Annotated in this window: 11 protein-coding genes; 9 read left to right on the top strand and 2 right to left on the bottom strand. The window is 74.5% G+C overall.

Annotation, left to right across the window (positions count from 1 at the left end):
- The 9 genes from ACFQ11_RS34700 to ACFQ11_RS34660 form a co-directional block, all read left to right on the top strand.
- On the top strand, positions 1-1,192 hold a 1,192-nt coding region (locus ACFQ11_RS34700; RefSeq protein WP_378306625.1), incomplete at its 5' end, for a sugar ABC transporter permease.
- Between the two features lie 12 nt (positions 1,193-1,204).
- On the top strand, positions 1,205-2,710 hold the full coding sequence (locus ACFQ11_RS34695; protein WP_378306623.1) for an FGGY family carbohydrate kinase: 1,506 nt from the start codon (positions 1,205-1,207) through the stop codon (positions 2,708-2,710).
- Positions 2,707-4,194 carry an FGGY-family carbohydrate kinase gene (locus ACFQ11_RS34690; protein ID WP_378306621.1) on the top strand — a complete coding sequence of 496 codons (1,488 nt, stop codon included), beginning with the start codon at positions 2,707-2,709 and terminating at the stop codon, positions 4,192-4,194. Before ACFQ11_RS34695 ends, ACFQ11_RS34690 begins: the two co-directional genes overlap by 4 nt.
- Positions 4,195-4,310: 116 nt before the next feature.
- Entirely contained in the window at positions 4,311-4,943 is a 633-nt protein-coding gene (locus tag ACFQ11_RS34685) for a histidine phosphatase family protein (RefSeq protein WP_378306619.1), read from the top strand.
- The gene (locus ACFQ11_RS34680; RefSeq protein WP_378306617.1) at positions 4,940-6,013 is read left to right on the top strand and encodes a 2-hydroxyacid dehydrogenase; all 1,074 of its coding nucleotides are present in this window, start codon (positions 4,940-4,942) and stop codon (positions 6,011-6,013) included. Before ACFQ11_RS34685 ends, ACFQ11_RS34680 begins: the two co-directional genes overlap by 4 nt.
- A gap of 252 nt (positions 6,014-6,265) precedes the next feature.
- Positions 6,266-6,979: a hypothetical protein gene (locus ACFQ11_RS34675; protein ID WP_378306615.1), complete on the top strand. Its 714-nt coding sequence runs from the start codon at positions 6,266-6,268 to the stop codon at positions 6,977-6,979.
- 252 nt (positions 6,980-7,231) lie between these two features.
- The gene (locus tag ACFQ11_RS34670) at positions 7,232-7,723 is read left to right on the top strand and encodes a metallophosphoesterase family protein (RefSeq protein ID WP_378306613.1); all 492 of its coding nucleotides are present in this window, start codon (positions 7,232-7,234) and stop codon (positions 7,721-7,723) included.
- Positions 7,724-7,746: 23 nt separating this feature from the next.
- A complete protein-coding gene (locus tag ACFQ11_RS34665) occupies positions 7,747-9,519 on the top strand; it encodes a crotonase/enoyl-CoA hydratase family protein (protein ID WP_378306611.1) in 1,773 nt (590 codons plus the stop codon).
- A 140-nt stretch (positions 9,520-9,659) separates the two neighbouring features.
- A complete protein-coding gene (locus tag ACFQ11_RS34660; protein ID WP_378306609.1) occupies positions 9,660-11,018 on the top strand; it encodes a nucleobase:cation symporter-2 family protein in 1,359 nt (452 codons plus the stop codon).
- A gap of 213 nt (positions 11,019-11,231) precedes the next feature.
- On the opposite strand, the gene ACFQ11_RS34655 is transcribed toward ACFQ11_RS34660, so the two are convergent.
- Together ACFQ11_RS34655 and ACFQ11_RS34650 are read right to left on the bottom strand one after the other, a co-directional pair.
- Positions 11,232-11,711, bottom strand: coding sequence for a DUF2752 domain-containing protein (locus ACFQ11_RS34655; protein WP_378306607.1), 480 nt, complete (start codon positions 11,709-11,711; stop codon positions 11,232-11,234).
- Positions 11,712-11,714: 3 nt separating this feature from the next.
- Entirely contained in the window at positions 11,715-12,023 is a 309-nt protein-coding gene (locus ACFQ11_RS34650) for a CD225/dispanin family protein (RefSeq protein WP_378306605.1), read from the bottom strand.
- Positions 12,024-12,418 lie beyond the last annotated feature (395 nt).

Here is a 12,418-nt window from a genome sequence, read left to right as displayed (position 1 = left end):
CGGCGACGGCGGCCCGCGCGCCCGGCTCGCCGCGGGCGGCGCCCTGCTGCGCGGCGGCGACCTCGGCGTCGCGCCGGTCGTCGCCGGGCTCGTCGTCATCTGGACGGTGATGCAGATCCTCAACCCGATCTTCCTGTCCAGCGCGAACCTCGTGAACCTGCTGCTGGAGTGCGTGCCCGTCGGGGTGATCGCGCTCGGCGTCGTGTTCATGCTGCTGGTCGGGCAGATCGACCTGTCGGTCGGATCGATCAGCGGGCTCAGCGCCGCCGTCACCGCCGTCCTGTTCGTCGACCGGGGCATGCCGGCGTGGGTCGCGATCCTCGCGGCCGTCGCGCTCGGCGCCGCCGTCGGCTGGTGCTACGCGCAGGTCTTCAACCGGCTCGGCGTGCCCAGCTTCGTCATCTCGCTCGCCGGGCTGCTCGGCTTCCTCGGCCTGCAACTGTGGATCCTCGGCCCCAACGGCTCGATCAACCTGCCGTTCGACTCCTGGCCGGTCACGTTCGCGCAGCTCGCGTTCGTCCCGCCCTGGCTGGCGTACGCGCTGGTCGCCGCGGGCGCCGCCGCCCTCTACTGGACGGGGCACCTGCGCGCGGCCGAACGGCGGCGCGCGGAGCTGCCCGCCACCGGGGAGCGGACGCTGATCCTGCGGAGCGTCGCGCTCCTGGCCGGGCTCGGGCTGGCCGTCTGGTACCTCAACCGGGACCGCGGCGTCGGCTGGATGTTCGTCCTCTTCCTCGGCCTGGTGCTGGCCGCGCACTACGCCCTGTCCCGCACGAAGTACGGCAAGTCGCTGTACGCGGTCGGCGGCAACGTCGAGGCGGCCCGCCGCGCGGGCATCGACGTGCAGCGCATCTACACGTCGGCGTTCGTGCTGTGCACGTCGCTCGCCGCGCTCGGCGGCGTCCTGGCGGCGGCGCGCCTCGCCGCCGCCAACCAGAGCAGCGGCACCGGCGACGTCAACCTGAACGCGATCGCCGCCGCCGTCATCGGCGGGACGAGCCTGTTCGGCGGGCGCGGCGGCGCGTTCGCCGCGCTGCTCGGCATCGTCGTCATCCAGTCGATCTCGAACGGGCTGACGCTGCTGAACCTCGACTCGTCCTACCGGTTCATGGTCACCGGCGCGGTGCTGATGCTGGCGGTCGCGCTGGACTCGGCGGCCCGCCGGTCCCGCCGCTCGCACGGCCGGGCCTAGGGGAGGAACGCGATGGCCGTCGTCTGCGTCGACGCTGGCACCACGATGATCAAGGCGGTCGGGTACGCCGCCGACGGCACCGAGCTGGCCGTCGCCCGGCGCCCCGCCGAGGTGAGCCGGCCCCGTCCGGGGTACGCCGAACAGGACATGGAATCGGTGTGGCGAGCGGTGGCGGACGCCGTCCGCGAGATCCTCCCGAGACTGCCGGGGGAGGTGGACTACCTCGCGCTGACCGCGCAGGGCGACGGCTGCTGGCCGGTCGACCGCGCGGGCGGCCCGGCCGGCCCGGCGATCCTGTGGAACGACGGCCGCGCCGCCCCGGTCGTCGCGGAATGGGCCCGGGACGGGGTGCTGGCGGACGCGTTCCGCGTCAACGGGTCGCTGACGTTCGCGGGCCTGCCGAACGCGATCCTGACCTGGCTGCGCCGGCACGACCCCGGGCGGCTCGCCCGGACCGCCGCCGTCCTCACCTGCGGCGGCTGGATCTTCTCCCGGCTCACCGGGCGGATCGCGATGGACGCCTCGGACGCGTCCGCCCCGTTCATGGACGTCCGCACCCGGCGCCCGTCGGACGACCTGCTGCGCCGCTACGGCATGGAGTGGGCGCGGCCGCTGCTGCCGGACCCGTGCGACGACGGCGACCGCGCCGCGCCGCTCGCCCCGGACGCGGCCGCCGCGCTCGGCCTGCCCGCCGGGCTCCCGGTCGTCCTCGCCCCCTACGACATCGCGTCCACCGCCATCGGGGTCGGCGCGGTCGAGACGGGACGGGCGTGCACGATCCTCGGGACGACGCTGTGCACCGAGACGGTCGTGGACGAGCCCGACCTCACCGGCGAGCCGTCCGGGCTGACCGTCGCGATGGGCCTGCCCGGCCGGTTCCTGCGGGCGTTCCCCACGCTCGCGGGCGGCCAGGTCGTCGGCTGGGCGTGCCGGATGCTCGGCCTCGGCAGCCCCGGCGACCTCGCCGAGCTGGCCGCCGCCGCACCGCCCGGCGCGCACGGGCTGGTGTTCCTGCCGTACCTGTCCCCGGCGGGCGAGCGCGCCCCGTTCCTCGACCCGGCGGCGCGCGGCGGCCTGCACGGCCTGACCGTCGACCACACCGCCGCGGACGTCGCCCGCGCCGTCCTCGAGGGCCTCAGCCTGGTCGTCCGCGACTGCCTGACCGCCGCCGGGACCCGCCCGACCGAGCTGCGGGTGAGCGGCGGCGGATCCGCGAGCCCGGTGTGGCTGGCGATGCTCGCCGACGTCACCGGCGTGCCCGTCGTCCGGTCCGCGGACACGGAGGCGGGCGCGCGCGGAGCGTTCGTCGTGGGCCTGCTCGCCACCGGACGGGCCGCCGACGCGGGCGCGGCGGCCGCCGCCCACGTCCGTCCGGGCGACGTCCACGGACCCGACCCGGCCCGCGCCGCGCACTACGCCGACGCCTACCGCGACTTCCTCGACGTCCGGGCCGCGACCGCGTCCGCCTGGCCGACCCTCGCGTCCGCGCGGGCGCGCACCGCCGAAAGGAACCCGTGAACGACGACGTCTGGCTCGGGATCGACCTGGGCACGCAGGGCGCGCGCGCCCTCGCCGTCACCGCCTCCGGGGACGTCGCCGGGGCAGGCGCCGCCGAGCTCGCCGGCCGCCGGGACGGGCCCCGCCACGAACAGGACCCCGAGCACTGGTGGGAAGCCGTCGCCGCCGCGTGCGCCCGGGCCCTCCGGGACGTCCCGCCCGGCTCGGTCCGCGCCGTCGCGGTCGACGCGACGTCCGGGACGATCCTGCTCACCGACCGCGACGGGAACCCGCTGACCCCGGCGCTCATGTACGACGACACGCGCGCCGCCGCGCACGTCGAGCGCGTCAACGAGGCGGGCGCCGAGGTGTGGCGGCGCCTCGGCTACCGGCGGATGCAGCCCGCCTGGGCGCTCCCGAAGCTGCTGTGGCTGCTGGAGCACACGCCCGTCCCCCCGGGCGGCGCCCGCCTCGCCCACCAGTCCGACTTCGTCAACCGGCGCCTCACCGGGCACCCCGTCGCCGCCGACCTGTCCAACGCGCTGAAGACCGGCGCCGACCTGATCGCCGAACGCTGGCCCGGGGACGTCCTCGACGCGCTCGGCGTGCCGGACGGCCTGCTGCCGCCGCTGGTGCGGTCCGGCACCCCGCTCGGCACCGTCTGCGCCGCGGCGGCCGCCGCCACCGGGATCCCCGCGGGCACTCCGGTCGTCGCGGGCGCCACCGACGGGTGCGCCGCCCAGCTCGGCACCGGCCGCCTCGCCCCCGGCTCGTGGAACTCCGTCCTCGGCACCACGCTCGTCCTCAAGGGCGTCACCGACCGGCCCGTCCACGACCCGTTCGGCGCCGTCTACTCGCACAAGGCGCCCGACGGCCGCTGGCTGCCCGGCGGCGCGTCCAGCACCGGCGCGGGCGCCCTCACCCGCGACTTCCCGGGGCGCGACCTCGCCGACCTCGACCGCCGCGCCGCGTCCCGCGAACCCGCGACGGCGCTCGCCTACCCCCTCGTCCCCGCGGGGGAGCGCTTCCCGTTCCTCGCGCCGGACGCGCGCGGGTTCCGGATCGGCGGCACCGGCGACGAGGCCGACGACTACGCCGCCGTCCTGCAGGGCGTCGCGTACATCGAGCGGCTGTGCTTCGACCACCTCGACCTGCTCGGCGCCCCCACCGGCGGCGACCTCACCCTCACCGGGGGAGCGGCCCGCAGCGCCTACTGGGTGCAGCTGCGCGCCGACGTGCTCGGACGGCCCGTCGTGCTGCCCAGCCGGTCCGAACCGGCCCTCGGCGCCGCCGTCCTCGCCGCGTCCCCGGGGCGCCCGGTCGCCGAGGTCGCCGCCCGCATGGTCGCCGTCCGGACCGTCGTCGACCCGCGCGCCGACCGCGTCGGCCGCTTCGACGACGCCTACCTGCGGCTCGTCGGCGAGCTCGAAGGGCGCGGCTGGCTGCCGGCGGCCACCGCGGACCGCGCACGGGAAAGGACCGGGATGAAAGGCGCACGGCGATGAAAAGGGCACGGCGATGAAAAGGGCACGGCGATGAAAAGGGCACGGCGATGAAAAGGGCACGGGAATGAAAAGGGCACGGGAATGAAGGGGGCCATGGGGATGAAAGGTGCACGGCGATGACCCGCATCGTCCTCGTCCGCCACGGCGAGACCGAATGGCACGCGGAGAACCGCTACGCCGGGAGCAGTGACGTCGCGCTGACCGCCCGGGGCCGCGACCAGGCCCGGCTGCTCGCCGCGTGGGCGCTCCTCGCGCGGCCCGACGCCGTGTGGTCGTCGGACCTGTCCCGCGCCCGGCTGACCGCCGCCGCCTCCGCGGCCGCGCTCGGCACGGACGTCCGGGTGGACGGACGCCTCCGCGAACTCGACTTCGGCGAGGGCGAGGGCCTCACCCGCGACGACATGGACCGCAAGTTCCCCGACGCCCTGCGCGCCTTCCTCGCCGACCCGGTCGCCGCGCACCTGCCCGGCGGCGAGGACCCGGCCCGCGCCGCCGCCCGCTTCACCGCGGCCCTGCACGACATCGCGTCCGCCCACACCGGCGGCCGCGTCCTCGTCGTCGCGCACTCGACGGCGATCCGGCTCGCGCTCTGCGCGCTGCTGGGCGTCCCCCTCAAGGACTACCGGCGGCGCTTCCCGGCGCTGGGCAACTGCGCACTGACCGAGATACGGCTCCGGGACGGCGACGCCGCCCTCCTGGAGTTCAACACCGCGATCGAACGATCGCTCGTTCCCTGGAGCCAGCAATGACGACCCGCGTCCTCGCGGCCGGTGACCACTTCGTCCTCAACCGCCTCCTCGTCGACGCGCTGCGCGCCGAGACGGCGGACGGTCCCGGCGGCCCCGCCGCCGACCTCGAGTTCGCCGAGCTGACCCTGCCGTGGCCCGTCGAGCCGTTCGGGCGGGTCGCCGAGGTCGACGAGGCGTCCGGCACCGAGGACCAGCTCATCGAGGCGCTGCGCGGCGCCGAGATCTGCGTCACCCAGATGGCCCCCCTCACCCGCCGGATCCTGGAGAACGCCCCCGACCTGCGGCTGTTCTGCGTCACCCGGGGCGGGCCCGTCAACGCCAACCTCGACGCCGCCACCGAACACGGCGTCGCCGTCTGCTACGCGCCCGGACGCAACGCCGACGCGACCGCCGAGCACACCCTCGGGCTGATCCTCGCCGCCGTCCGCCGCATCCCGCAGACCCACGTCGACCTGACCGGCGGCCGGTGGCGCGGCGACTACTACCGCTACGACGACGTCGGCATCGAACTGCTCGGCGGCACCGTCGGCCTCGTCGGCTGCGGCGCCGTCGGACGCCGCGTCGCCCGGGCGCTCGCCGCGCTCGGCGCCCGTGTCCTCGTCCACGACCCGTACCTGGACGGCCTCGGCGACCTCGCGGGCATCGCCGAACTCGTCACCCTCGAAGAACTTCTGGCGCGCGCGCAGATCGTCTCCTTGCACGCCCGCGCCACCCCGCAGACCACCGGGATGATCGGCGCCCCGGAGATCGCCGCGATGGCCGCCGGTTCGATCATCGTCAACTGCGCGCGCGGCTCCCTCCTCGACTACGAGGCCGCCTGCGACGCCGTCGAGTCCGGCCACCTGTTCGCCGCCGCGTTCGACGTCTTCCCCGAGGAACCCGTCCCCGCCGGCTCCCGCCTGCTGACCACCCCGAACGTCATCGTCACCCCGCACCTGGCGGGCGCCAGCAAGCAGACCGCCGCCAACGCCGCCCGCATCGCGGCCCGGGACGTCGCCCGCCACCTGCGCGGCGAACCCCTCGTCCACTGCGCGAACCCGGACGTCCGGGGCGTCCCGCAGCGCCGCTGAAGGACGCGTCCGGCGGGCGGGAAGCCGCATCGGAACGCATTGTCCATCGTTGATTTAGTGATCATCCGGGTGCGGTTATCACCGGAATGCGAAATGTGAAATCAATTGCTCGGAGCTCTTTGCGATCCGGGGTCACCGAGGTAGAAACGATCTGTAATCCGCGCGGTCACGGCGACACCCGGCCGCGCGAGGGGGCCGTGCACGGCACCGCGCCGCGCGCGGAAGCAGATGGCCTCATCGAGGAGTGACCCCGTGAAAGCTCTCGGCAGAATCACCGCGCCCCTGCTCGCGGCGCCCCTGGCCGCCGCGGCCGCCGCGACCCTGGCGGCCGGCCCCGCGGCCGCCGCGACCACCACCGTCCGCGCCGGCACCGCCACCGGCGCCCCCTATTCGGGCAACTGGCAGGTCTCCACCGTCGGCCCGCTCGAATTCTCCGTCGTGTTCCTCGGCGTCACCGTCACCGGTACGTGCGACGGCGCCGAACTGCGCGGCACCGTCGAATCCACGGGAGCCGGCGCGCTGACCTCCGGGTCCCTCGGCGCCTGCGAAACGTCCAACGGCCTCAGCTCCCCGCCCACCGACCTCGGCGAACTCCCCGCCGACAGCGGCCGCGTCGCCCACGACCCCGTCCCCGGCGGACGGGACGGCACCCTCACCATCGACGGCGACCTCACCTTCACCCTCGAGGGCGAGTTCCTCGGCCGCGTCCGCACCTGCCACTACGGCTTCCGGACCGGCGGCGAGGACGGCCTGTCCTTCGACGTCTACAACCGCGACAACCCGAACCGCCCGCTTCCCGGCGTCGACGACGCCCAGGGCGAGGCGACCGGCATCACCCTCGTGAAGAAGCCCGGCAGCGACTTCTTCTGCCCGTCCGACGGCACCGGCGGCGGCACCGCCGTCGCCCGCGGCGAGACCACCCCCGGCTCCGGCGTCTTCGACCAGAAGCTCTACCTCACCGAGTAGCGCGGGGCGGGCGGCCGGGCGCCGGGGCCGGTGCAAGGGAGTGACTTTCCACCCGCGGCGCCCGGCCGCCCCGGTCCTCGCGCACCGGGCCGCCGCGGCCGGGGGCGTCCGGCCGTCCGGGCGAACGCGAGGACCACGAGCCTAACCCCGCAGGTCAGCGCACCCTAATGACAGCGCGCTTACAGTTCTTTCCCACCGGTGTCCGGACCGCACCGGCGCAAAATCACCGGCCCCCGGTGACACAATGGAACGGTGCGAGCTGTCGTGATCTCCGACACCCACGCGCCCCGGTACTGGAAGTCGTGCCCGCCGCGGGTCGCCGAGCACCTGCGCGGCGCGGACGTCATCCTGCACGCGGGCGACGTCTGCGTCGCGCCCGTCCTCGACGAACTCGCCCAGTACGCGCCCGTCCACGCCGTCCTCGGCAACAACGACCGGCCGGACGTCGCCGCGTGGGGCGCCCCCGAACGGCTCGAACTCGACCTCGACGGCCTCGCCGTCGCGATGGTGCACGACAGTGGCCAGAAACGCGGCCGCACCGCCCGCATGCGCCGCTGGTTCCCCCGCGCCGATCTCGTCGTCTTCGGCCACTCCCACATCCCGCTCGACGAGACCGGCGACGGCGTCCGCATCTTCAACCCCGGCTCGCCCACCGACCGGCGCCGCCAGCCCCACGGCACCCTCGGGCTCCTCGACGTCCGCGACGGGCGGCTCGCCCGCGCCGACATCGTTCCCGTCACCTGACCGCCGCGCGGCACAATGCCGGGATGAACCGGCTGCCCTGGGAGAAGACCCCCGACCACGTCCGCGCCGACGTCGAGGCGCTGCTCGGCGCCCGCGTCGCCGAGGCCGTCACACAGCCCGGCGGATACTCGCCCGGCGCCGCCGCCCGCCTCCGGCTCGACGACGGACGCCGCGCGTTCGTCAAGTCCGTCGGCGCCGAACTCAACGCCGACTCGCCCGGCATCCACCGCGCGGAAGCCCGGGTGGCGGCCGCGCTGCCGCCGACCGCGCCCGTCCCGAGGCTGCTCGGGTTCTTCGACCGGGACGACTGGGTCACCCTCGTCTTCGAGGACGTCGACGGCGCACCGCCCCGCGAGCCGTGGGACGCCGCCGAACTCGCCCGCGTCCTCGCGGCCCTCGGCGACCTCGCCGCCGCGATGACGCCCGCGCCCATCGACGCGCCCACGGTGGCCGAACGCTTCGGCCCGGCGTTCCGGGGCTGGCGGCGCCTCGCCGCCGGCGCGTCCGCAACGCCCGGCGGGCTCGACCCCTGGGCCCGCGACCACCTCGCCGAACTCGCGGAACTCGAGACGTCCTGGGGGACGGCCGCCGCCGGCGACACCCTCGCGCACGCCGACGTCCGCGCCGACAACATCCTGCTGACGCCCGACCGCGTCGTCGTCGTCGACTGGCCGTGGGCGTGCCTGGCCGCCCCCTGGTTCGACCTCCTCGCGATGCTGCCGAGCGTCCGCCTCCAGGGCGGCCCCCCGGCCCGCGGACGTCTTCGCCGCCCACCCGCTCGCCGCGTCCGCCGACGACCGCGCGGTCACCGCCGCCCTCGCCGCGCTCGCCGGCTTCTTCGTCCACGGCGGGCTCCAGCCCCCGCCGCCCGGCCTGCCCGCCCTCCGCGCCTTCCAGCGCGCCCAGGGAGAGGTCGCCCTCGCGTGGCTCCGCGAACGCCTGGAATGATCGCCGCAGACGTCTCGCAGGAGGATCCCGGCATGACCGAACGCGTCACCGTGAACGTCCACGACGGGGTCGCCGACGTGCGGCTCAACCGCCCCGACAAGCTCAACGCCCTCGACCTGCCCACCTTCGAGGCGCTCGCCGCGACCGGCGACGCCCTCGCCGCCGACCCGTCCGTCCGGGCCGTGGTGCTGTCCGGCGAGGGCCGCGCCTTCTGCGCCGGCCTCGACTTCGCCGCGTTCGGCGCCATGGCCGAGCGCGAGTCCTCCGGCGCGTCCGGCTCGTCCGACATCACCGGCCGCCTGCCCGGCCGCATCACCAACCTCGGCCAGCAAGCCGCCCACACCTGGCGGGAACTGCCCCAGCCGGTCATCGCCGCCGTCCACGGCCACGCCCTCGGCGGCGGCCTCCAGATCGCCATGGGCGCCGACCTGCGCATCGTCGCCCCCGACGCCGAGCTGTCGGTCCTGGAGATGCGCTGGGGACTGGTGCCCGACATGACCGGCACCGCCGCGCTCATCCGCCTCGTCGGCGAGGACGTCGCCAAGGAGCTCACCTTCACCGGCCGCATGATCACCGGGACGGACGCCGCCCGGATCGGTCTCGCCACCCGCACCGCCGACGACCCGCACGCCGCCGCCACCGAACTCGCCCGCGAGATCGCCGGGAACAGCCCCGACGCCGTCCGAGCCGCGAAACGCCTGCTCAACCGCGCCGCCGACCGCGACCTCGCCGGCCAGTTCGCCGCCGAGTCCCGCGAACTCGGCGCGCTGCGCGGCACCCCCAACCAGGCCGAGGCCGTCCGCGCCCATTTCGAGAAGCGCCCGCCCGCGTTCACCGACCCCGCCTGACGCGCGCACCGCCCCCGGAGCCGACCGGGGGCGGTTTCGGGACGAACCGGTGCAGGCCGGTATGTTCGGCCGTCGGAATCGGCGCAACCGCAGGTCAACGCGGGCGCCCATGCTCACCGACCCCGGAAGGCGACACACGCATGTCCGAAGCAGGACCGCGCAGGCATCCCGTCGACGAGGTGCTCCCCGTCCCCAAGCTCGCCCTCTACGGGTTCCAGCACGTCCTCGCCTTCTACGCCGGCGCGGTCATCGTCCCGATCCTCGTCGCCGGGCAGATCGGCCTGTCCGACGAACAGCTCGTCTACCTCATCAACGCCGACCTGTTCACCTGCGGCATCGCCTCGATCATCCAGGCGCTCGGCTTCTGGCGCGTCGGCGTCCGGCTGCCCATCGTCCAGGGCGTCACCTTCACCGCCGTCGCCCCCATGATCGCCATCGGGCAGGGCGCGGAGAACGCCACCGCCGGGCTCCTGGCCATCTACGGCGCCACGATCACCGCCGGCCTCGTCACGCTGATCGCCGCGCCGTTCCTCGGCCGCCTCCTGCGCTTCTTCCCGCCCCTCGTCACCGGCACCGTCCTGACGATCATGGGCCTGATCCTGCTGCCGAACGCGCTGAAGGACGCCGCGGGCGGCCAGGGCGCCGAGGACTTCGGGAGCTGGAAGCACCTCATGTACGCGGGCGGCACGCTGCTGTTCATCCTCGCCGTCTACCGGATGCACCGCCCGTTCCTCAGCAGCATCGCCGTCCTGCTCGGCCTCGTCGGCGGCACCCTCGTCTCCTGGGCGCTCGGCGACACCACCTTCGACCAGGTCGGCGAAGCCGACTGGGTCGGCGTCACCACCCCCTTCCACTACGGCATGCCCACCTTCCACATCGGCGCGATCGTCGCGATGCTGCTGGTGATGATGGTCACCGTCGTGGAGACCGTCGGCGACTCCAAGGCCACCGGCGAGATCGTCGGCAAGGACGTCGGCGACGAGGACATCACCCGCGCGCTCCGCGCCGACGGCGTGTCCACCTTCCTCGGCGGCGTCCTGAACGCCTTCCCCTACACGTGCTTCGCGCAGAACGTCGGCCTCGTGCGCCTCACCGGCGTCCGCAGCCGTTTCGTGGTCGTCGCCGCGGGCCTGATCATGATGGTCCTCGGGCTGTTCCCGAAGGCCGCGGGCTACGTCGCGTCCATCCCGCCGGACGTCCTGGGCGGCGCGGCCGTCGCGATGTTCGGCATGGTCGGCGTCGTCGGCATCCAGACGCTCTCCAAGGTCGACCTGCGGCAGGAGCGCAACGCCCTCGTCGTCGCCGTCAGCATCGCGCTGGCTCTGCTCCCCGCCGCCGCCCCCGAGGTCTTCGCGCAGATGCCCCGGGAGGTCGCCGCGATCCTAAACAGCGGCATCACCCTCGGCGCGATCTCCGCGATCGTCCTCAACCTCGTGTTCAACGTGTTCGCCCGCACGCCCCCGCCCGAGGACGGTGCCGAGAAGGCCGCCGCGGGCTGACCCCGCACCGCCCGCGGCGACCCGCCGCGGGCGGACGCGCCGGGCCCGGAACGTCGCGCGCCGGCCCGCTTCGGCGGACGAGACCACGGCGACCGGGCTCAACGGCGCGGCGCCGAACGCGGCGGGCCGCGTCCAGGTCCCCGCGACCTCGGGAAGACTCCTGTTCCGACCGTCCGGGCCCGGACGCGGGCCGAACGGCGGCCACGTCCCGTGTCAGGCGGCGAGCGCCGCGCCGAAGGGGAGGTTGCGCACGACCCAGAAGACGATCACGACGGCGAAGAACGCCCAGATCAGCCTCGGGTCGGCGGCCTTGGTCCGGGTGGGACGATCCCGGGCCCGCGCGACGGCCCAGCGCACCCAGAAGAACAAGAGGACGGGCAGCATCGCGACCGTGAACACGTTCAACGCGACGGCCTCGCCGAGCTGCCCGTGCGCCACGGCGTGCACGGTGCGCAGCGCGCCGCACCCCGGGCACTGGTAACCGGACAGCGCGAGGAACGGGCACGTCGGATAGTGCCCCTGCTCGTTCGGATCCACCGCGGCGACGTACCCGACGACCCCCGCGGTCAGCACCATCACTCCCAGGGGCGCGAGCAGGCGGCGCACCGCCGCGGAAACCCCCGGGGAGGCGCCGTCACCTCCAGGCGAGGGCTCGCCCCGCAGGGGCGGGGCGAGCCGATGCTCCTGAGTCATCCGTCAGTACGTCGAGCCGCTGCTGGCGATCGCGACACTGAAGATGAAGTAGATGACCCCGACGACCACACCGACGATCGCCGAGACGATCGCCCAGGTCTTCGCGTTCTTGGACGCCGCGATGGCGCCCGCGTGGTCACCGCTGTTCCACTTGCCGTTGACCTGCGCGGCGAACACGATCGACACGACTCCGGCCGGGAGACAGCAGAAGAGCGTCGTCAGGATGGCCCACACCAGGTGGTTGGGCGGCGGCGCCGGCGGGACGCCGTACGAACCGGGACCACCGGGGGCGGGCGGGGGGTAGTAGCTCATGAGGTTCCTTCCCTGTGGGCTGGGTTTCCATCAAGTAGATGGTCAACAAGCATGCCTGGTTCCCCTTGACCAGGTAAACGTCCCCCTCAACACAGTTATGGCACGGTCCGCCCCGACCTCGGTCGCGGCACTTCGCGCGCCGATTTGACGTCGCCGACCCGACCACGTAAGTTAACCCCTCGTCCCCACACGGATGCAGGACGCCCGAGCGGCGGCCGGCCGACAGGGGAAACCACCACCCGACCATGCCGGACCGGCTCAGCCGTGCCCGGAAGGTCGCCGGTGGGTCGGAAACGGCCGGTTTTGACAAACCAGCCGGATCTGATGAAATAGCACCACCGCCGGGAAGGAACCGCGCAAGCGGAACCCGAAAGGCGTATCGGGAAAAGCCGGAA

Source organism: Actinomadura sediminis (assembly GCF_042675525.1).
In the GTDB taxonomy this organism is placed as follows: Bacteria; Actinomycetota; Actinomycetes; order Streptosporangiales; family Streptosporangiaceae; genus Spirillospora; species Spirillospora sediminis.
Note: the sequence above shows the minus strand (reverse complement) of the source record. Positions and strands in the feature narration are given on the sequence as shown.

What these genes read in the sequence shown, in the direction of transcription:
- ACFQ11_RS34685 (WP_378306619.1), top strand. Translation starts at nt 4,311, where the DNA reads ATGACCCGCATCGTCCTCGTCCGCCACGGCGAGACCGAATGGCACGCG.
- ACFQ11_RS34650 (WP_378306605.1), bottom strand. Translation starts at nt 12,023, where the DNA reads ATGAGCTACTACCCCCCGCCCGCCCCCGGTGGTCCCGGTTCGTACGGC.
- ACFQ11_RS34665 (WP_378306611.1), top strand. Translation starts at nt 7,747, where the DNA reads ATGAACCGGCTGCCCTGGGAGAAGACCCCCGACCACGTCCGCGCCGAC.
- ACFQ11_RS34660 (WP_378306609.1), top strand. Translation starts at nt 9,660, where the DNA reads ATGTCCGAAGCAGGACCGCGCAGGCATCCCGTCGACGAGGTGCTCCCC.
- ACFQ11_RS34680 (WP_378306617.1), top strand. Translation starts at nt 4,940, where the DNA reads ATGACGACCCGCGTCCTCGCGGCCGGTGACCACTTCGTCCTCAACCGC.
- ACFQ11_RS34655 (WP_378306607.1), bottom strand. Translation starts at nt 11,711, where the DNA reads ATGACTCAGGAGCATCGGCTCGCCCCGCCCCTGCGGGGCGAGCCCTCG.
- ACFQ11_RS34695 (WP_378306623.1), top strand. Translation starts at nt 1,205, where the DNA reads ATGGCCGTCGTCTGCGTCGACGCTGGCACCACGATGATCAAGGCGGTC.